This window comes from Limnohabitans planktonicus II-D5, from assembly GCF_001270065.2.
GTDB classification, from domain to species: domain Bacteria; phylum Pseudomonadota; class Gammaproteobacteria; order Burkholderiales; family Burkholderiaceae_C; genus Limnohabitans_A; species Limnohabitans_A planktonicus.
The window spans coordinates 114,753-132,589 of sequence record NZ_LFYT02000005.1 but is presented as its reverse complement, the minus strand read 5'-3'; the positions used below and the strand labels follow the sequence as shown (position 1 = coordinate 132,589).

At 58.9% G+C, this 17,837-nt stretch carries 18 protein-coding genes; 12 read left to right on the top strand and 6 right to left on the bottom strand.

What is annotated here, in order from left to right; translation table 11 throughout:
* Nucleotides 1–10 precede the first annotated feature (10 nt).
* A complete protein-coding gene (trmB, locus tag H663_RS26330; protein WP_053170075.1) occupies nucleotides 11–748 on the bottom strand; it encodes a tRNA (guanosine(46)-N7)-methyltransferase TrmB in 738 nt (245 codons plus the stop codon).
* A 59-nt stretch (nucleotides 749–807) separates the two neighbouring features.
* Between trmB and aroC the strand changes: the two genes are divergently transcribed.
* From aroC to H663_RS26315, 3 genes are all read left to right on the top strand, one after another.
* Entirely contained in the window at nucleotides 808–1,905 is a 1,098-nt protein-coding gene (gene aroC, locus H663_RS26325) for a chorismate synthase (protein WP_053170074.1), read from the top strand.
* A 3-nt stretch (nucleotides 1,906–1,908) separates the two neighbouring features.
* Nucleotides 1,909–3,090 (top strand): MFS transporter, encoded by a 1,182-nt coding sequence (locus H663_RS26320; RefSeq protein ID WP_053170073.1) that lies wholly within the window; start codon nucleotides 1,909–1,911, stop codon nucleotides 3,088–3,090.
* A 151-nt stretch (nucleotides 3,091–3,241) separates the two neighbouring features.
* Nucleotides 3,242–4,090: an alpha/beta fold hydrolase gene (locus H663_RS26315; RefSeq protein WP_240620401.1), complete on the top strand. Its 849-nt coding sequence runs from the start codon at nucleotides 3,242–3,244 to the stop codon at nucleotides 4,088–4,090.
* A 129-nt stretch (nucleotides 4,091–4,219) separates the two neighbouring features.
* Here the strand turns inward: H663_RS26315 and aroQ are convergent, their stop codons facing one another.
* A complete protein-coding gene (aroQ, locus tag H663_RS26310) occupies nucleotides 4,220–4,657 on the bottom strand; it encodes a type II 3-dehydroquinate dehydratase (protein ID WP_053170070.1) in 438 nt (145 codons plus the stop codon).
* Between the two features lie 186 nt (nucleotides 4,658–4,843).
* Here aroQ and H663_RS26305 point away from each other — a divergent pair, with 186 nt between their 5' ends.
* The 5 genes from H663_RS26305 to H663_RS26285 are packed head-to-tail and all read left to right on the top strand — an operon-like array spanning nucleotide 4,844 to nucleotide 7,994.
* Nucleotides 4,844–5,500 (top strand): DsbA family oxidoreductase, encoded by a 657-nt coding sequence (locus tag H663_RS26305; protein ID WP_053170068.1) that lies wholly within the window; start codon nucleotides 4,844–4,846, stop codon nucleotides 5,498–5,500.
* Nucleotides 5,501–5,510: 10 nt separating this feature from the next.
* Nucleotides 5,511–6,134 (top strand): histidine phosphatase family protein, encoded by a 624-nt coding sequence (locus H663_RS26300; RefSeq protein ID WP_083451059.1) that lies wholly within the window; start codon nucleotides 5,511–5,513, stop codon nucleotides 6,132–6,134.
* Nucleotides 6,131–6,511, top strand: a complete 381-nt coding sequence (locus H663_RS26295) for a thiol-disulfide oxidoreductase DCC family protein (RefSeq protein ID WP_053170066.1) — start codon at nucleotides 6,131–6,133, stop codon at nucleotides 6,509–6,511. The genes H663_RS26300 and H663_RS26295 overlap by 4 nt, the downstream gene beginning before the upstream one ends.
* Nucleotides 6,511–7,299: a formylglycine-generating enzyme family protein gene (locus H663_RS26290; RefSeq protein WP_083451058.1), complete on the top strand. Its 789-nt coding sequence runs from the start codon at nucleotides 6,511–6,513 to the stop codon at nucleotides 7,297–7,299. Before H663_RS26295 ends, H663_RS26290 begins: the two co-directional genes overlap by 1 nt.
* Complete coding sequence (locus tag H663_RS26285) at nucleotides 7,299–7,994, top strand: Rossmann-fold NAD(P)-binding domain-containing protein (RefSeq protein WP_053171480.1); 696 nt, start codon at nucleotides 7,299–7,301, stop codon at nucleotides 7,992–7,994. The genes H663_RS26290 and H663_RS26285 overlap by 1 nt, the downstream gene beginning before the upstream one ends.
* Before the next feature lie 22 nt (nucleotides 7,995–8,016).
* Here H663_RS26285 and H663_RS26280 read toward each other — a convergent pair whose 3' ends face one another.
* Nucleotides 8,017–8,469 carry a hypothetical protein gene (locus H663_RS26280; RefSeq protein WP_053170064.1) on the bottom strand — a complete coding sequence of 151 codons (453 nt, stop codon included), beginning with the start codon at nucleotides 8,467–8,469 and terminating at the stop codon, nucleotides 8,017–8,019.
* The gene (locus H663_RS26275) at nucleotides 8,459–10,171 is read right to left on the bottom strand and encodes an ATP-binding protein (protein ID WP_053170062.1); all 1,713 of its coding nucleotides are present in this window, start codon (nucleotides 10,169–10,171) and stop codon (nucleotides 8,459–8,461) included. Before H663_RS26275 ends, H663_RS26280 begins: the two co-directional genes overlap by 11 nt.
* A 222-nt stretch (nucleotides 10,172–10,393) precedes the next feature.
* Here H663_RS26275 and H663_RS26270 point away from each other — a divergent pair, with 222 nt between their 5' ends.
* Nucleotides 10,394–11,026 carry a LysE family translocator gene (locus H663_RS26270; RefSeq protein WP_053170060.1) on the top strand — a complete coding sequence of 211 codons (633 nt, stop codon included), beginning with the start codon at nucleotides 10,394–10,396 and terminating at the stop codon, nucleotides 11,024–11,026.
* A 140-nt stretch (nucleotides 11,027–11,166) separates the two neighbouring features.
* Here the strand turns inward: H663_RS26270 and H663_RS26265 are convergent, their stop codons facing one another.
* Nucleotides 11,167–13,092: a B12-binding domain-containing radical SAM protein gene (locus H663_RS26265; RefSeq protein ID WP_053170058.1), complete on the bottom strand. Its 1,926-nt coding sequence runs from the start codon at nucleotides 13,090–13,092 to the stop codon at nucleotides 11,167–11,169.
* A 282-nt stretch (nucleotides 13,093–13,374) separates the two neighbouring features.
* On the opposite strand from H663_RS26265, the gene H663_RS26260 reads away from it, so the two are divergent.
* Nucleotides 13,375–14,088, top strand: coding sequence for a response regulator transcription factor (locus H663_RS26260; protein WP_053170056.1), 714 nt, complete (start codon nucleotides 13,375–13,377; stop codon nucleotides 14,086–14,088).
* Nucleotides 14,089–14,206: 118 nt separating this feature from the next.
* Here H663_RS26260 and H663_RS42165 read toward each other — a convergent pair whose 3' ends face one another.
* On the bottom strand, nucleotides 14,207–14,530 hold the full coding sequence (locus H663_RS42165) for a hypothetical protein (protein ID WP_240620399.1): 324 nt from the start codon (nucleotides 14,528–14,530) through the stop codon (nucleotides 14,207–14,209).
* Between H663_RS42165 and H663_RS26255 the strand changes: the two genes are divergently transcribed.
* A complete protein-coding gene (locus H663_RS26255) occupies nucleotides 14,511–15,431 on the top strand; it encodes a FecR domain-containing protein (RefSeq protein WP_240620397.1) in 921 nt (306 codons plus the stop codon). The two genes, H663_RS42165 and H663_RS26255, sit on opposite strands and share 20 nt — an antisense overlap.
* On the top strand, nucleotides 15,431–17,704 hold the full coding sequence (locus tag H663_RS26250; RefSeq protein ID WP_053170053.1) for a CHASE2 domain-containing protein: 2,274 nt from the start codon (nucleotides 15,431–15,433) through the stop codon (nucleotides 17,702–17,704). The genes H663_RS26255 and H663_RS26250 overlap by 1 nt, the downstream gene beginning before the upstream one ends.
* Nucleotides 17,705–17,837: the final 133 nt, after the last annotated feature.

The following is a 17,837-nucleotide window of genomic DNA, read 5'->3' as shown; positions in this document are numbered from 1 at the left end:
GCGGCACAGCTCAGACCCGGCGAAACACCAGGTCCCACACGCCATGGCCCAGCTTCAGGCCCCGGTTTTCAAACTTGGTCAAAGGCCGGTAATCGGGCTTAGGTGCGTAACCGCCTTGGTGTGCATCGCCTGTATTGGCCAGCAGTTTTTCGGCGCTGATGACGTCCATCATCTGCTCGGCATAGGGATGCCAGTCGGTGGCGCAATGCAGGTAGCCGCCCACCTTGAGCCGCTTGGCCAATTTGTTGACCAAATCGGCCTGGATCAGGCGGCGTTTGTGGTGCTTGGTTTTGTGCCAGGGGTCAGGAAAGTAGATGTGCACACCGTCCAGACTTTGCTCGGCCAGCATGTGGTCGATGACTTCCACAGCGTCGTGCCGCAGGATGCGGATGTTGTGGATGTCCTGCTCGCCAATGCGCTTGAGCAGGGCGCCGACACCCGCCTCGTGCACTTCGCAGCACAGAAAATTGTCATCGGGCCGCACTTTGGCGATGTGCGCCGTGGCCTCGCCCATGCCAAAGCCGATTTCCAGTATCAGCGGCGCTGAGCGGCCAAAGGCTGCTTCGGCGTTGAACGCGCCAGGAGCGTAGTTCAGCAAGTTGGTCGGTCCATACAGTTCGTAGGCCTTGGCCTGGCCAATGGTGGTGCGGCCAGCGCGAAGCACATAACTTTTGATGGTGCGCAAAAAGGGCACGTCAGCGGGGATGCCTGACGGCTTGTGGCCTTCAGAGGGGGTGTTTTCGGTCATGGGGTCGAATTGTAGGGCGCGCGCTGCCTGTGTCTGTGGCGCTCTGGGATAATCCGGGCATGAGCGGCAATACCTTCGGAACACTTTTCTCGGTCACCAACTTTGGTGAATCCCACGGCCCGGCCATTGGCTGCGTGATCGACGGCTGCCCCCCGGGCATGGCCTTGAGCGAGGCCGACATCCAGCCCGACCTGGACCGCCGCCGCCCCGGCACCAGCAAATTCGTCACCCAGCGCAACGAACCCGATGCGGTGCAGATCATGTCGGGCGTGTTTCAGGGCAAGACCACGGGCACCCCGATTTGCCTGCTGATCAACAACACCGACCAGCGCAGCAAGGACTACGGCGACATCTTGCAGACCTTTCGCCCTGGGCATGCTGACTACACCTACTGGCGCAAATATGGCCTGCGTGACCCACGGGGCGGCGGCCGCTCGTCGGCGCGCTTGACGGCCCCCATGGTGGCTGCGGGTGCGGTGGCCAAAAAGTGGCTCAAAGAACAATTTGGGACCACCTTTGTGGGCTGCATGACCCAAATCGGTGACGTGCCGATTGGTTTTGAGAGCTGGGACCATGTGCCGAACAACCCATTTTTTGCCCCTGTGGCCGATGTGTCAGCACTGGAGGACTACATGAACGCGCTGCGCAAGTCGGGCGATTCGTGCGGTGCGCGCTTGCGCGTGGTGGCGCGTGGCGTGCCCGTGGGCCTGGGCCAGCCGCTGTTTGACAAGATCGACGCCGACATTGCGTACGCCATGATGGGCATCAATGCCGTCAAGGGTGTGGAGATCGGCGCGGGCTTTGGCTGCGTCACGCAAAAGGGCAGCACTGCAGGTGACGCGCTCACGCCGGGCGGCTTTGTGGGCAACAACGCGGGCGGCGTGCTGGGCGGCATCAGCACCGGGCAAGACATTGAGGTGTCGATCGCCATCAAGCCGACCAGTTCCATCCTGATCGCCCGTGAATCGATTGATTCAGCAGGCCAGCCCACCGAGGTCATCACCAAAGGCCGTCACGACCCGTGTGTGGGCATTCGCGCCACCCCAATTGCCGAGGCCATGCTGGCCTTGGTGGTCATGGAACACGCCTTGCAACACCGCGCCCAATGCGGCGATGTGGCGCACGATTTGCCGCCCATTGCTGCCGCCAAGCCTTAAGGCATGACGCCACGCCGTCAGCTCATGCCCTTTGCCGCGCTGTCGGCCAGTTACTTCGCGCACATTGGTTTTTTCAACCCCTATTTGCCGCTGTGGCTGCAGGACATGGGCCTGAGCCTGCTCACCATCAGCGTGCTCACGGCCGTGCAGGCCACCACCCGCTTGTTTGCACCTTATGCCTGGGGGGCCATCAGCGACCGCACGGGTGAGCGGGTCAAGCTGCTGCGCATCGGTGCCGGGGTGGCGTTTGCCACGGCTTGTTTGCTGTTTTGGAGCTGGGGCCCCGTCGGTCTGGGCCTGGTTTTGCTGGTCATGTTCACCCACACCAGCGCCATGATGCCCATGAGCGAGGCGGCCATGGCGCACCTGGTCAGCCAAAACGGCGCGTTTGACACCAAGCGTTATGGCCGGGTGCGGCTGTGGGGGTCCATGGGTTTCCTGGTCACGGTGTTTGTGGCCGGGGCCTGGTTCGAAGCTTTTGGCATGAAGCATTTCCCGGGCTGGACGGTCTTCAGCCTTGCTGCAGTGCTGCTGAGCGTGTGGTGGATGCCCGACATCAAGGAGGCGGCCCACCCGGTGCGCGAGCATGTGTCCGTCATGCCCGTGTTGCGACAAAAACCGGTGCAGTGGTTTTTTGCATCCACTTTTTTTCATGTGCTTTCGCACATTGGCATCTACGTTTTCTTCTCGCTCTACCTGGACTCTTTGGGCTACAGCAAAACCATGATCGGCGTGCTGTGGGCCCTGTCGGTGGCGGTGGAGGTGGTGTGGTTTTTCACCCAGTCGCGCTGGCTGCCCCGCTTGCCCTTGACGGGCTGGCTGGTGGCTTGTTCGGTTGTCATGCTGCTGCGCATGGGCCTGACGGCCGTCTGGGCCGATGTGCTGTGGGTCTTGCTGTTGGCGCAAACCCTGCACGCCATCACCTTTGCCACGCACCACACTGTGTGCATCGCCTTGATTTCGCACCATTTTCCGGGCCGCTTGCGCGGACGCGGGCAGGCGTTGTACACCGTGGTGGCCTATGGTTTTCCGGGGGTGATCGGGGCTTTGCTGGGCGGTTTGCTCAGTGAACGCTGGGGACTGCAAAGCGTGTTTGTGGCCAGCATGCTCACCAGTGTCGTGGCCTCGGCTGCGGCTTACAAAGTTTGGCGAATGCAGCACCCCAAGCGCAGGGCGCTCGGTTGAAGAGGCATCGCTGCCTTCATGCTTTTCTAAATCTTTGCCCCGCACCAGCCCCAGCCCCAGCCCATTGTCGAGACCCCATCTTCCCGTTCTTCACCTCATTCAGTCTATGTCTGCCGCCGTCTTGCCTGATTACTTGTCCCCCCCAATGGCCATGGCCCTGGCCGGAGCCGAGCGACATGAGACCTGTTGCCAATCGGCCCGCATGGTCTGGCATGCATGGGGTCCGATTGCATCGCCGACCTTGGTCTTGCTGCATGGCGGCAGCGGCAGTTGGACGCATTGGGTGCTTTCCATTGCTCCGCTGCGCGATGCGGGCTGGCGCGTGCTGGTGCCGGACTTGCCGGGTTTTGGCGATTCCGACTTGCCTGATGGCTGCACCGACGTGGACCACTTGCCCGCGCATTTGCATGCGGGTCTGCAGCAATTGCAAGCCGCTGGGCTGTGCGCCGGGCCGGTGAGCGTGGCGGGTTTTTCTTTTGGTGGCATGGCTGGGGCTTTGTGGTTGGCCGCGCACCCGAAAGACGCTGCGCAATTGGTGCTGGTGGGCGCGCCCGGCATGGGCCTGACGGTGCCCGATCGCATCCCGCTCAAGGGTTGGCGCCACCTGCCCACGCCCGAGGCGCAGGACGCCGTGCACCGCCACAACCTGATGGCCCTGATGTTGCAGCATTCCGAAAGTCTGGACGCGCTGGCGCTGGATGTGCACCGCGCCAATGTGCAGCGTGACCGCATGCCGCGCCGCAGGCTGTCATCGACCCCCATCGTGGCCCAGGCTTTGCCACGCATTGAGGCCCGTGTCAGTGCCATTTATGGCGAGCACGATGCCTTGTACATCGGTCGCCTGCCTGCGCTGCGTGAGGCGCTCACGCGGCTGTCAACCCACTGGGGCCAGTGGCACACTGTGCCCGAGGCCGGGCATTGGGTGATTTATGAAGCAGCCGAGGCCTTCAATGCCGCGCTGTTGAAAGTACTTTCTCAACAGGATTTGCGCGCTGTGTAGGGGCTGTGCCTTGTGTAGGAGCGGCACCCACGCCGCGAAAGAACGCTTGCAGACCAAGGCCCATTGTCAGGGGGCGGGTTTCACGCATTTCACGCCATCGCCCCGAGGGCTGGCTCCTGCATCAGAGCCTCAGCCCTTGATGGCTGAAACGGCTGCCCGCAGGCCCAGCAGGTAGCTGTCCACCCCAAAACCAGCGATCTGGCCTTTGGCGATGTCGGCGATCACTGAGTGGTGGCGAAACGCCTCGCGGGCGTGGATATTGGACATGTGCACTTCGATGATGGGGCACTTGAGGATGGCCAGCGCGTCGCGGATGCCGTAGCTGTAATGCGTCCAGGCCCCTGCGTTGATCACCACCGCCTGCACGCCATCGCCGTGGGCGCGGTGAATGCGCTCGGCCATTTCGCCTTCGAAGTTGGTTTGGTAGCACTCGACCTGGGCCCCCAGTTCCTGGCCCAGTGCCGTCACTTGCGCGTTGATCTCGTCCAGCGTGGTCGTGCCGTACTGGGCTGGGTCACGTTTGCCGAACATGTTGAGGTTGATGCCGTGCAGGACAAGGATGTTCATGGGGTGTCTCTATAACTCGATGGATCATGGGCATTGGATGCCAAGCCTGCGATTGTCGGTGATTTGCGGCAATATCACGTCCGAATAACTCTCCCCGGCCTGACTGGGTGGCAGAGCTGCAGTTGCCAACACGCCCGCGCTTGAGTTCTAGCCCTTGCGCTTTGAAACACGACCTGAAAGCTGTTCATGACCCCCTTGAAAATCGATTTCGTCTCCGACATTGCTTGCCCCTGGTGCGCAGTGGGTCTGGGCGCTTTGGAGCAAGCCCTGGAGCGCCTGGACGGCGTGGTGCAGGCCGAGCTGCACTTTCAGCCCTTTGAGCTGAACCCGCACATGCCCCCCGGTGGGCAGGACCTGGGCGAGCACCTGACCGAAAAATATGGCTCCACGCCTGAGCAGCAGGCCCAAATTCGCCAGACCATTGCCGCGCGCGGGGCCGAGGTGGGTTTTGAGTTTCACCCCGGCGGGCGCGGCCGGGTGTACAACACCTTCAACGCGCACCGTTTGCTGCATTGGGCCGAGGAGCAGGGCACTGGGGCGCAGCACCAACTCAAAAAAGCGTTTTTGGAGGCCTACCAGGGCCGCGCCGAGTGTGTGGAAGACGCCGATGTTTTGCTCGCGGGCGTGGCCGCAGCCGGGCTGGATGTGGCAGCCGCTCGCGAGGTGCTGGCCAGCGATGCCCGCACCGCCGAAGTGCGCGAGCGCCAGCAGTTCTACACCCAAGCGGGCATCCGTTCGGTGCCTGCGGTCATCATCAACGACAAGCATTTGATCTCGGGAGGCCAGCCGGTTGAGGTGTTCGAGCAGGCGCTGCGCCGCATCGCCTCGGGCGAAGTGTCCTGAGGCGCAGGCGATGACACCGAACGCCCGCATTACTGCTGGTGTGCCACGCCGCTTGGCCTTGGTCCGTCTGGGGGCGACGCTCGTTGCGCCTTGGCTGGCCACTGTGCCCGGTTTGGTTGGGGCGCAGTCCATGCCCAGCGCCACGCGGGCGCAGTTGTTGGCCGTTTGGCGGCAAAGCGGCGGTGTGCTGCTGATCCGCCACGCCGCCACCGAATCGGGGTTAGGCGATCCACCGGGTTTTGTGATCGGCCAGTGCCGCACCCAACGCAACCTGAGCGAGGCGGGGCGACACGCTTCACGGGTTTTAGGGGCATGGTTGCAAGCGCAGAACTTCAAACCCGATGCGGTGCGCAGCAGCCAGTGGTGCCGCTGCCAGGACACGGCGCGGCTGGCTTTTGGTGCTTACGAGGATTGGCCCGCGCTCAACAGCACCTTTGCTGGGCAGGGCGATCCGGCCGCTCAGCAGCAGGCTTTGCGTGAGCGCTTGCAGGCGCTGCCTGCTGGCCGCACCGAGGTGTGGGTCACCCACCAAGTCATCATGACCGGCTTGACCGGGGCCTATCCGGGGCTGGGCGAAGGCTTTGTGGTGGACCGGCAGGGCCGTTTGTTGGCCCGTGGAGAGCTGGCCGCATGAGCACACTGCACCGCTTGACGGTTTACTTTGATGGCTCTTGCCCGATGTGCCGACGCGAAATCGCGATCTACCGCCGCTTGCCTCAGGCGGCCAGCGTGGACTGGGTGGACGTGAGCTCCGGGGCAGAGTTGGGCTCGCTCAGCTGTGCGCAGGCCATGGCGCGTTTCCATGTGCGCGACAACCAGGGGCGCTTGTTCAGCGGTGCGGCAGCGTTTTCGCAGATGTGGCGGCTGTTTCCGGGCTGGCGTTGGCTGGGTTGGTTGTCGGCCTGGCCGCCGATGTCTTGGGTGTTTGAGGGCGCTTACCGTTTGTTTTTACCGCTGCGCCCGCGCCTGCAAAAGTGGGTGCGTCGCTGGGCTCAAGAGGAGAAGGCGTGATGAAGCTGCGATATGTTTCGGCCTTGGTGCCGGTTTGTCTGAGCTGGGTGGCCTTGCTCAGTGGGCCCATTGCGCTGGCCCAAACGGCCAAGCCTGCGGCCGAAAAGCTTGCCGATAAGGCCGCCGACATGGTGGCTTTGGGCGACTGGGCCATTGACCGCACCGAAGTCACCATCGGCCAGTTTGAGCGCTATGTGCGGGCCACTGGCACCGTGACCCGCGCCGAAAAAGAGGGCGGTGGTTTTGAGTATGTGGGCGGATGGGTGCGCCGTCCCGGCTGGTCTTGGCGTCAACCGGATGGCGTTCCTGCCCCTGCTGATTTGCCCGCTGTGCACCTGGACTTTGCCGAGGCCCAGGCTTACTGCCGCTGGGCAGGGGGCCGCTTGCCCACTGGCGCGGAATGGCAAAAGGCGGGGTTCACCGAGTTGCGGGACAAGCCCCCAGCGCCTTGGGTGAAAGGCAAAACTTATCCCTGGAGCACGGGTGACAGCCCGCAAGGTGCCAACACCAGCGATCCGGACCCCTGGCCCCGCGCAGCCCCTGCGGGCGCCACACGCCAGGGTGTGAACGGTCTGTACGACATGGGTGCCAATGTGTGGGAGTGGACCACCGATGAGCAGGGCGGCCAAAGGCGCACCGTGGGTGGGTCGTGGTGGTACGGCGCTTACAACATGAAGGCCGATGTGCAGGCCTTCAAACCCGCTGACGTTTATGTGGTCTACCTCGGCTTTCGCTGCGCCTACGACCTCCCGCCGAAAGGCCTGAGCACGAGCAAGTCCCCGTCATGATGCATTCCCTGCCCGATGGCTACCGCGCCCTGGTGATGGGCGCAAGCGGTGCCATCGGCAGTGCTTTGCTGCAGCTGCTGCAAAGCGATCCGCGCTGCGGCTTGGCGCTGGGGGTGTCGCGGCAAAGCTCGCCGGGGCTGGATTTGTTGAACGAGGCCAGTATTGCCAACTGTGCACAGTCCTTGGCCGCGCAGGGGCCATTCCATCTGGTGCTGGACGCCACGGGCGCACTCACAGTGAACGGCCGTGGCCCTGAAAAACGGCTGGACGAGCTGGAAGCGGCGCATTTGCTGGCGGCACTCCACCTCAACGCCGTGGGGCCGGGCCTGCTGCTCAAACACTTTGTGCCCTTGCTGGCATCGGGTCAGCGCGTCATTTGGGGCAAGTTGTCGGCCCGTGTGGGCAGCATCGAAGACAACCGCAAAGGCGGTTGGTACGGCTACCGGGCGGCGAAAGCGGCGCTGAACATGCTGCTGCAAACGGCAACGATCGAGCTGGCCCGCCGCAGACCCCTGGCGGTGGTGGTCGCCTTGCAGCCGGGCACAGTGCAGTCTGCACTCAGCCAGCCCTTTGTGGGCGATGACGCCATGCGCCCCGAAGAGGCGGCGCAGCGTTTGCTGGCAGTGCTGGACGCCCTGCAGCCCACAGGCCGTGCGCAGTTTGTGGACCACCAGGGCCAAAGCATCCCCTGGTGAGTCGTGCAGGCCAAGCGCTGGGTCAGGGTACGCAGTCGCGCACAGCGTTGCCAATGGATGCGGACGAAATGGGTCCTGTTGACACGATGGTGCAGGTCGCTGGGGCCAGGAATACACAGCCTCCAGGCACGGGGCTGTCCACTTTCTTGCCGAACTCTGTTTGCGCCTGTTCGCACAAAGTGGGCGCGTCTTTGCGCATGACCCAGCGCACATGGCTGGGCAGTTTTTTGCGCCAGCTCCAGCCCAGCTCACCCACCGCAGCGCCGAACTCGTAGCAGTCTGCGGGTTCGGTCGGTCTGCCTGCTGGGCTGCCGGGCACCTGTGGGGTGTCGAGGCTGCACATGTGTGGCAAATCGGAGCCATTGGCCCAGGCGGGCTGGGTCAGAGCCAGCAGCAGCCCACACAGGCACCAGAGGCGGCCAGCCCTGTTGAGTCCTGTGGCCCAAACCGGTCTGAGCAGGGTGTCACGCCACATAAGACAGCACCCGCTTGACCAGCAAACTGCGGTTGAAGGGTTTGAGTATGCTCTCGTTCATGCCGCACGCCAGGCAACGGGCCAGTTCATCCTTGTCGGTATTGGCCGTCAAGGCGATGATGGGCGTTGAGCGCTGAGGCTCGGGCAGCTCGGTGCGGATTTTGCGGGTGGCGGTTTGTCCGTCCATTTCGGGCATCCACAGGTCCATCAAAATCACATCAAAGCCCTCGCCATCGCGCACGGCTTCAAAGGCTTTGAGGCCGTCTTCCACTTCGGTAACCTGCGCTTGCGGCAGGTGGCGGCGCAGCTGCAATGACGCCACCTGGCGGTTCAAGGGGTTGTCATCGGCGATCAGGATGCGCACCGCCTTGTCGCTGCTGCTTTCTTCCTCGGGCGCGGGCAAAGTGTGTGCCGGCGGCTGGCTCAGCGGGCAAGGCAGCAGCACATGGAAGGTGGTGCCCACGCCGTGCTCGCTGTGCAAGCCGATGCTGCCGCCCATGGCTTCGACCAGGCCTTTGGTGATCGACAAGCCCAGACCGTTTCCCCCAAAACGCCGGGCAATGCTGTTGTCGACCTGCGAGAAGCTTTGAAACACCCGGTGCTGAAGATCCGGCGCAATGCCCATGCCCGTGTCGCGCACAGCCAACCGCACCTGCACGGTGTCCTCAGCATCATCGGACATGGCAAGGGTGCTGCAATGCAATTCGATCTCGCCTTTCTCGGTGAACTTGATGGCGTTGCCCAGTAAATTGACCAGGATCTGCGTCAGTCTGTGGCTGTCGCCCTTGACCCATGGGGGCACGTTCGGGTCCACGCGCAGGGTGTAGCTCAGGGGTTTGGTTTCTGCGCGGCGCTTGAGCAACTGGAAGGCGGTGCTCAAGGTGTCGTGCAAGTTGAACGGCTCTTGCACCACCTGAAGTCGACCGGCCTCCATCTGGGCGCTGTCCAGCAGGTCGTTGATGATGGTCAGCAGGTGCTCGCCTGATTTCTGGATGTCCTCCATTTTGGCGCGCACCTCAGGGTCGAGTTTCTTGTCATGCTGGATCACGTCGGTCAGGCCCAAAATGGCATTCATCGGGGTGCGCAACTCGTGACTGACGGAAGCCACGAACAGATCTTTTTGTTGCTGCGTGTGCTGGAGTTTTTTGGTCAGTTGGCGTAATTGACGTCTTTGTTGCTGTGTGCGTTGCAGGCGCTCGTTGCGCACGCTGTTCAAGCGAAACAACAAAGCCAACTGCATGCCAAAAATCACAATGGCCATCATCAAGTGCCAATGGATCAGGTCTTGCGGCATGATTTGCAAGGCCATCTCTCCGCCCAGCAGGGCGTACCCATAAAGCCCCAAAATGAGCAGCCAGCCAGCCGCCAGGCCGGCCACGCGTGCACGCGGCTTGGGGGCCAACACCGCTGGCAGCGGTGCCAGGGCCAGCCAACTGATGGTGGCTGAATAAATGCCCCCGGTCAGCCACGTGATGGCAAAGGCCTGCGTCAGCGTCAGCACTTGCAAGGCGGTGATCAGGCGGCTGAGCCGCACCCCGGCCATGCGCAAAGCCCCCAGTACCGCCATGGCCAGGATGCCCAGCACATTGGCCAGCAAACCCGCATGGAACTGCAAACCCCAGGACACCAGGGCAAATGCGGCATAGCCAAGGATCAGGATCAGCAAAAACGAATAGAACAGCCATTCGCGTTCGTTGTCCATCGGCTGATGCCACCAGGCACGTAAAAACCCAAACCCGAAGGGCCTCGGCGATGCTTCATTGGAAGGGGTTTTGGTTGAGTTCATTGCTTTTATGGAATACCAAATGCAACATTAAATCCTAAAAAAGACTCTTTAGTGACAGTTTCACCCAACCATTCAGGGACTCTGGGTTTGACAAGTCACAATCGATGTCCTTTTTCAACGGTTTTTTCAAGGCGTTCAATGGATTTGCAAACTTGGTGGATTTTTGTGCTGATGACCTTTTTGGTGTCGGCCACGCCTGGGCCCAACATGCTCTTGGTCTTGAGCCATGGTGCACGTTTTGGCTTGCGTGTGGCCATCTGGACCATGGCCGGTTGCATGACGGCCTTGATCGGCATGGTGAGCATTTCCGCCGCGGGCGTTGGTGCTTTGCTGCACAGCTATCCTGCGGTCTTTGATGCGCTGCGCTACATGGGCGCAGCCTATCTGGCCTATCTGGGCTACAAGCTTTGGTGTGCAGGTGTGCCCAAGGGTGATGCACCCCCAAAGGTTGCTTTGGCCGAGCCTGTGCAGCTCAGTGGAGGCTCTTTTTTTCGCCAAGGTTTGTCGGTGGCCGCCAGCAATCCCAAGGCCATCGTTTTTTCTGCGGCATTTTTCCCTCAGTTCATCCAGGCGGACCGCCCAGCCGGTCTGCAATTCGCGATCTTGTTGCTCACCTTCACCGTGATCGAGGTGAGTTGGTACTTGGTCTATGCCATGAGCGGACACAAGCTGTCGCGCTTTTTGCAGCAAGCCCGTGTTTTGAAAAACTTCAACCGAGTGACGGGTGGTGTGTTTGTCGGTTTCGCCGCTTTGATGGCCGCCAGCCGCTGATCTCTTTTGGGCTCTGCGGTACGCTGCCCGGGTTTACCCCCGCCAACTGTGCGCCAAGCTGTGGATAAGCCCATGAACAAGCCCTGAGAGCCGCATTCCTGAAGGGTTGGCGCGCAATGCTTGTTTTTTGAGCAGGGGTGTCAGCCCAGCGCCCGCGCAATCTTCTGGCGTGGCACGGTGGTTTTGGGGCATTGCCCCTTGGGCAGTTCAAACCACTGGCGCACATCGTTTTCTACCCCCACGCCGTGCATGAAGTTGTAGATGGCTTTTTTCAGGCCCTGGCCCAGCAGGTCATGGTCCACGCCGCGGGGCATGGGGGTGGGGTCCACAAAGCCCACATCGTTTTTGGCAAAGGTGCCTTCGGGCAGGGGCAAAAGATTGACGCCATAGGCTTCGGGGTCCTGGCCCACAGGCGAATGCACGGTGCAGACAAAGCGGTGGAAAAAGCCGCTGTGGATGCAGCCGTTTTCAAACAGCTGGCGCACGTATTCGAGCGCGTCCACGGTGTCCTGCACGGTTTGCGTGGGAAAGCCGTACATCAGGTAGGCGTGCACCAGCACGCCCGCGTCGGCAAAGCCTTTGGTGACCTGCGCCACCTGTTCGACCGAGACGCCTTTTTTCATGAGCTGAAGCAATCGGTCGGATGCGACTTCGAGCCCGCCCGACATGGCGATGCAGCCGCTTTGGGCCAGCAAGTCGCACAGCTCGGGCGTGAAGGTTTTCTCAAAGCGGATGTTGCCCCACCACGAGATTTGCACGCCCCGGCGCAGCAGTTCTTCGGCCAGGGCCTTGAGCGCTTTGGGCGGTGCGGCCTCGTCCACAAAGTGAAAGCCTGTTTGGCCTGTTTCGGCCACGATCTGCTCGATGCGGTCGACCAATGTGCTGGCCTGCGCGGTTTCGTAGCGGCTGATGTAGTCCAGGCTCACGTCGCAAAAACTGCATTTCTTCCAATAGCAGCCGTGTGCCACGGTGAGCTTGTTCCAGCGCCCGTCGCTCCACAGCCGGTTCATCGGGTTGAGCATGTCCAGCAGCGACAGGTATTTGTGCAGCGGCAGACCATCCCAGGTGGGTGTGCCCACGTCTTCAAACGGGATGTCGGGCTCTTGCAAGTTGATGTACTGCACCTGAGCTGCGTCGTTGCGTATGAAAGTGCGCTGCAGGCGCTGCAGGCTGCGCTGACCTTGCAGGTGTTCGATCAGGCTGAGCAATGGGCGCTCGCCGCCGTCGAGCGTCACGAAATCCACATGGTCGAAAACGCGCGCATCTTTCAATTCACGCAACTCGGTGTTGACAAAGCCGCCGCCCAGGCCAATGCGGATGTGCGGGTGCGCCCGCTTGATGCATTGGGCGATGCGAAAGGCCGCATACACCGAACCGGGGAAGGGCACCGACAGCAGCACCAGGGTGGGCTGATGCCGCTCGATGGCCGCCAGGGCCAGCTGTTCGAGTGTGGTGTCTATCAAATTAGGCGGCTCGGCCAGCGCTTGGGCCAGTGCGTCAAAGCTCGGTTGGCTGGCGGCCAGGCGCTCGGCGTAGCGCACGAATTCAAAGCCTTCGTCTACAGCGTCGCGCAACACATCGGCCAGATCGTTCAGGTAGAGCGTGGCCAGGTGGCGGGCACGGTCGGTCTGGCCCAGGGCACCAAAGGCCCAGCCGATCGGGTCGCCGGTGCCGTCGTCGTCATAGGCATCGAGCGCTGCAAAGCGTGGGCCTTCGGGCAAAAAGCCCCGGCCTGCGATGCGGTGGCTGAGCGTGCTGTCGCGGCCTTGCAAAAAGGCGATCACCGGGTCGATGCTGACCGCGTAGTCGTTGAAGTGGTCGAGGAAGAAATTCACCGGGCCCGAGCGGTCTTCGACGGGCAAGGCCAGAGCCGCGTCGCGCAAATCGGTCAGCCCTTTTTTGTTCAGCAAGGCCAGCACCGTGGCCAGCGCCAAGTCTTCTTGCACGGCATCTACACCCCTCGAACGCAAAAAACCCGTCAGGTAGGCCGTGGACGGGTAGGGCGTGTTGAGCTGCGTCATCGGCGGGATGAAGCTCAAAACCTTGAAATGTGAAAAGGAATGCATCAAAATAGGTAGAAAGAATTATATAAATTATGAATTGTTGTGTGCGCATCACGTGATGCGCATGCTCTCAGACGGGGTGAATGCGGACATTGTGCACGCCTCATCTGATGTGTGGACATGAGTGCGTGAAGGGGGGCATGTGTCAAGGGTTGGGCGGGTAGGTAGACTGGAATAAACAATACAATGAGGGCTAATTTTTTTGGTTTTTTTTCATTGATGTACCTATTTAAAACGTATTTGACGTTTTTGATGTATACAATATAACTAAATATGGAAAATTCAATGCACATTGCGTTACTTGAAGATGAGCGAACCTTGGCGGCTGACGTTCAAACCTTGTTGTCCAACGCAGGGCACTCTGTGAGTCACTTTCCAGATGGGCATCAGATCATGCGTGCCTTGTTGAAGGACACCTTCGATTTGCTGGTTCTGGATTGGAATGTGCCGGGTCCTGATGGATTGGAAGTATTGAAGCATGTGCGCAACAACATGAAGCTCGATACCCCCGTGATTTTTCTGACCAGCAACAATTCCGAGCAGCAGATTGTCATCGCCCTGAACACGGGGGCCGATGACTATTGCACCAAACCGATCCGCCCCTTTGAGTTCATGGCCCGAGTGAGTGCTTTGCAACGGCGATTATTGCCAAAACAGACACTTGAGGTCGATGGTGGCTTGGTGGAGGGTTATGTTTTTGAAAGAAGTCAGCGAACGGTCACGATTTACGGAAAATGTGTCAACTTGACCGAGAAGGAATATGAGTTGGCCCGTTTGATGTTTCAAAACATCGACCGCCCCATTTCTCGCCACCGCATCATGCAAGAAGTTTGGGGGCGCGAGGAGGATACTTTGTCTCGTACACTGGATGTGCACATCTCATGGGTCCGTCGAAAGCTGGATATTGGTGCAGGGGCCCAATATTTGCGATTGGTGGTGGTTCATGGATTTGGCTATCGCTTGATGAAAATCACGCCGCAAGAAAGTGAGCAACGGTGACTATTTGTTCAAGGAGTGGATCTGTACTTTGGGGTTTGCTCGCCGTTTTAGGGTGCCTGCTGTCGCTGCCTGGGCCTGCGTTTTCACAAGTGGTTCTCAGTGATGAACGCTTTATTCATTACAAGATCAAACCGGGTGACACCTTGCGTGCTTTGGTGGCGCAATTTGTCAATGGCGATGATGGCTTGTTGCTGGTGAGCAAACTCAACCAATTGGACAATCCCAACAAAGTCCAAGTGGGCAAGGTGATCAAGCTTCCCCGCGACCGCATCAAGTTCAGGCCCTCCAGTGCGACCGTGAGTCGGCTCAGTTGTTCGGGTGTGACCTTGTTGGGGGGGGGCGAGCCGGTGACCGTCCGTGCGGGCATGTCCTTGTCGGAAGGGGCGATTCTCAAAGTCCCCCCAAGCTGCCAATTCGCCATCATGTTGGAAGATGCTTCCACGGTGAATCTCCTGTCTGCTGCGGTGATTCAGTTGAAAACCCTGCGGGTGAATGTCCTTGAGCCTTCTCCTGAAATTCAAATCGAACTGCTGGAAGGCCGCATCTCTGTGGATGTGCCTCGCAAGCGATTGGATGGGGATGCCCCATTTCGGGTGAAAACCCCCACCTCGGTGGCAGGCGTTCGTGGCACCCAGTTCAGGGTCGGGTTTGATGCAGTTGACCGACAAAGCCAAGTTGAAGTCGCCAGCGGGGTGGTAGGTGCCAAAGGCCAAGATGAAACGGTTGAACAGCGGGCCTTGGGCAATCAGGGTGTGCCTGTTTTGTCGACCGGAAAATCGCTGCCCCTTGAGAATCTACTCAGGGCACCGGCATTCAAAAAAACTGGATTGGTGCCGAGTGCCTTGGCTGTGCAGGATGTTTTGCTGGAGTTCGATGTCGATGCTAAAACCCACAAAATCTCCTTGATCAAAGCCCAGGATGCTGGTTTTACGCTGGCCCAAAACGAGATCAAATTGCTCAAGCCCGAAGTGGTGGTTGCCGATCTGGGTAACAAGGCCGTTTTTTATCAAGTGGCGGCGATTTCTGAATCCGGCTTATACGGCTCGACCTCTGAGATGTCCATTTGTCGAGGCTATATCCGTGGCAAAACTTGGCGCTGCAATGTGCAATTCGATTTGTCCGGTTTGTCCAAACCAGTTTTGTACTTTGAACGCCTGGATGCCGATGGAGGCAGTAAGGTGTTGCTGAACGCACCTGTCGATGTCAGTGTCAATGATCAAGCCGTGTTTCGCGGTGTGCCATCGGGCCTCTACAAATGGCGCATCGAATACGCCGTCTCTGAAACCCTGAATTCCAAGATAAACGGGCATTTTCAGTTGATTGCTCTTCCCGGGAACGATTGATGCAGGGCTTGGTCCGTTCCTTGTACGTCAGGATCTTCAAGCGCGAGCTCTCTGCGGATGAAAAACGTTTTTACGGCGAATGGGTACTCTTTTCAGTTGCAGCCTTGGTGCTACTGGCGTCTAGTCTTTGGTGGCAATGGGGGACCTCGTTTGGCAATGTGATCTACGATCGCCTGCATCGTTTGCGGGCACCGACACCCTCGAGTGAAATTGTGATCATCGCCATTGATGATTTCTCACTGGATCGCCTGGGAGGCTGGCCTGTTTCCCGCTCTGTCTATGTGGACTTGCTGAAAAAACTGGCGGATAGCGATAACCGCCCCAAAGCCATAGGCTTTGATATTTTGTTTCATGATGCGACCCCTGCCGATTTGGATTTGGCGGAACAAATGAAACGGCACCGCACTTTTTTGTCGTTGGAGACCCCTTTGGGTGAATCGGGGGTCACCATCAAAAAACCCAGGGATGTGCTGGCCAGTGCTGCAACAGGCCTTGGTCATATCAATATTGCTTTTGAATCCGACGGTTTTTTGCGCGGCATCCATTTGACCGAGGCGAAGACGTCGCACCTGGCCCTGGTCATGTCGGGGTTTTCGCCTCGGGGCATGAGCGAGCAGGCCAGTTATCGCCGCTTCAATATGGTCAACCCTTCGATAGGTTTTCCGACGGTCTCCCTGGCGGATGTGCTTTCTGAGAATTTTCCGTTGCATGTTCTCAAAGATAAATATGTCTTGATTGGCTCTACCGCACCGAGCTTGGGGGATCACTACCCGACGATTTATGCCGGGCGCCAAGCCTCAGGCATGCCGGGTGTGGAGTTGCATGCCAATGTGCTCAACGACATTTTGCGGGGGGATTTGATTTCCTATGTCAGTTTGCCGGCTCAGATCGCTTTGAGTATTTGGGCGCTCGTATCGGTCTTGATCGCGCTTTTGGTGCTCAGTCCATTGGCAGAATTGTTGGTCACTCTCTTTGTGATCTTCTGTGCACTGATGGTGAGTTTTTTGATGTTGGTGACATGGAGTCTTTGGTTTGACCCTGGACCCTGTCTTGTCGCTATTGCCTTGGTCAAACCTGCGTGGGCCTGGCGTCGCATGGAGATGATTGTCAGCTTCATGGGTGAAAAAGCGGCTTTGCTGGAGCAGTTCAAGAGGCCGCGCAGGAGCTTGACCAAAGGCTTGAGGCTTCAACATTTCACCAGTGACACCGTCTTGCAGTACTCGCGCTTGCTGGACCGCGCTTTGGGGATGATGAATGAGCGTGTGCAGTTTTTGGCAAACATCGTCAAAGATGCACCCAACGCCATGCTTTCAGTGGATGAAAACGAGGCCATTATCAATGCCAATCCCAAAATGGTCAGCCTTGTGCCTGCTGGATTGATCAGGGGCTCAGCCAATGTGGCACCTTTTCTGGCCTATTTGGGTTTGACATCGGCAGAAGGCTTGCAATCATTGGTAGGCAAGGACCATTACGTCAGCGCATTGGATAACCAAGCTAGCTTGCACTACCATATTTTCAATGTCATTCGCGTCTCTCAATCTGACGATAAGTATCTGTGGATTCTGTCCCTGGTGGACATCACCGAAATACGCTATTTCCAAAACCAGCGCGATCGGACTTTGCAATTGTTGTCGCACGACATGCGTACGCCCATTGCTTCGATCCTGTCCCTGTGTCGGCAAGATCCTGTGGCCTTTGACGATCCTGAAAGCAGTGCTTTCAAAAAACGACGTCATGCGGAACAGTTGCTGAACATGATGGATGACTTCATTTTGTCCATCAAAGCCCAGGCACCCAAGTACAAACTCAGTGAAGTTTTGATAGACGACTTGATGGATGAGGCTATTTTCCAAATCAAGGATTTGGCTTCAACCCGAAGAATCAAGATCGAGCAGGAGTTTGATCTTGCGCCCCAATTCATTTTGGTGGATCAGCGTTTGTTCACGCGCATGTTGGTCAATTTGCTGGTCAACGCCGTTCGGTATGGTGCACTGGACAGTACGCTCAAAATCAAATTGGCTCACGATGACGTCGACAACAGCATCCATGGCGTTTGCTGGGTTCACTGTCATATCCGCAATCAGGTCGCAGATCCTGGGCAAGAAGTTGAGAATGTCGCCCAACAAGGCTTTGGTTTGGGCATGGATTTCGTTCGGACGGTGGTCGGTAAGCACCATGGACGAATTCAATTTGATGTCGATAAACCACCCGGTCAGTGGGCGCTTGTCCATTTGATGCTGCCGATGATGAATGCATCACGCGTGGAACTTTAAAATTTCCCAAAGTCAACACTTGAAGTGACAAGTCGGGCTAAATTTGGGGACTATTTGAGTTGTTGTTTTTGTAAATATAATTATTTAATATTTATTCATTAAGATGTGGGTTTGCTGTGAAGCTGTTCAGCGA

What these genes read in the sequence shown, in the direction of transcription:
- aroQ (WP_053170070.1), bottom strand. Translation starts at nt 4,657, where the DNA reads ATGAACATCCTTGTCCTGCACGGCATCAACCTCAACATGTTCGGCAAA.
- H663_RS26320 (WP_053170073.1), top strand. Translation starts at nt 1,909, where the DNA reads ATGACGCCACGCCGTCAGCTCATGCCCTTTGCCGCGCTGTCGGCCAGT.
- H663_RS26300 (WP_083451059.1), top strand. Translation starts at nt 5,511, where the DNA reads ATGACACCGAACGCCCGCATTACTGCTGGTGTGCCACGCCGCTTGGCC.
- H663_RS26260 (WP_053170056.1), top strand. Translation starts at nt 13,375, where the DNA reads ATGCACATTGCGTTACTTGAAGATGAGCGAACCTTGGCGGCTGACGTT.
- H663_RS26305 (WP_053170068.1), top strand. Translation starts at nt 4,844, where the DNA reads ATGACCCCCTTGAAAATCGATTTCGTCTCCGACATTGCTTGCCCCTGG.
- H663_RS26315 (WP_240620401.1), top strand. Translation starts at nt 3,242, where the DNA reads ATGGCCCTGGCCGGAGCCGAGCGACATGAGACCTGTTGCCAATCGGCC.
- H663_RS26270 (WP_053170060.1), top strand. Translation starts at nt 10,394, where the DNA reads ATGGATTTGCAAACTTGGTGGATTTTTGTGCTGATGACCTTTTTGGTG.
- trmB (WP_053170075.1), bottom strand. Translation starts at nt 748, where the DNA reads ATGACCGAAAACACCCCCTCTGAAGGCCACAAGCCGTCAGGCATCCCC.
- H663_RS26250 (WP_053170053.1), top strand. Translation starts at nt 15,431, where the DNA reads ATGCAGGGCTTGGTCCGTTCCTTGTACGTCAGGATCTTCAAGCGCGAG.
- H663_RS26290 (WP_083451058.1), top strand. Translation starts at nt 6,511, where the DNA reads ATGAAGCTGCGATATGTTTCGGCCTTGGTGCCGGTTTGTCTGAGCTGG.
- H663_RS26275 (WP_053170062.1), bottom strand. Translation starts at nt 10,171, where the DNA reads ATGGACAACGAACGCGAATGGCTGTTCTATTCGTTTTTGCTGATCCTG.
- H663_RS26285 (WP_053171480.1), top strand. Translation starts at nt 7,299, where the DNA reads ATGCATTCCCTGCCCGATGGCTACCGCGCCCTGGTGATGGGCGCAAGC.
- H663_RS26255 (WP_240620397.1), top strand. Translation starts at nt 14,511, where the DNA reads ATGTTGGAAGATGCTTCCACGGTGAATCTCCTGTCTGCTGCGGTGATT.
- H663_RS26265 (WP_053170058.1), bottom strand. Translation starts at nt 13,092, where the DNA reads ATGCATTCCTTTTCACATTTCAAGGTTTTGAGCTTCATCCCGCCGATG.
- H663_RS26280 (WP_053170064.1), bottom strand. Translation starts at nt 8,469, where the DNA reads ATGTGGCGTGACACCCTGCTCAGACCGGTTTGGGCCACAGGACTCAAC.
- aroC (WP_053170074.1), top strand. Translation starts at nt 808, where the DNA reads ATGAGCGGCAATACCTTCGGAACACTTTTCTCGGTCACCAACTTTGGT.
- H663_RS26295 (WP_053170066.1), top strand. Translation starts at nt 6,131, where the DNA reads ATGAGCACACTGCACCGCTTGACGGTTTACTTTGATGGCTCTTGCCCG.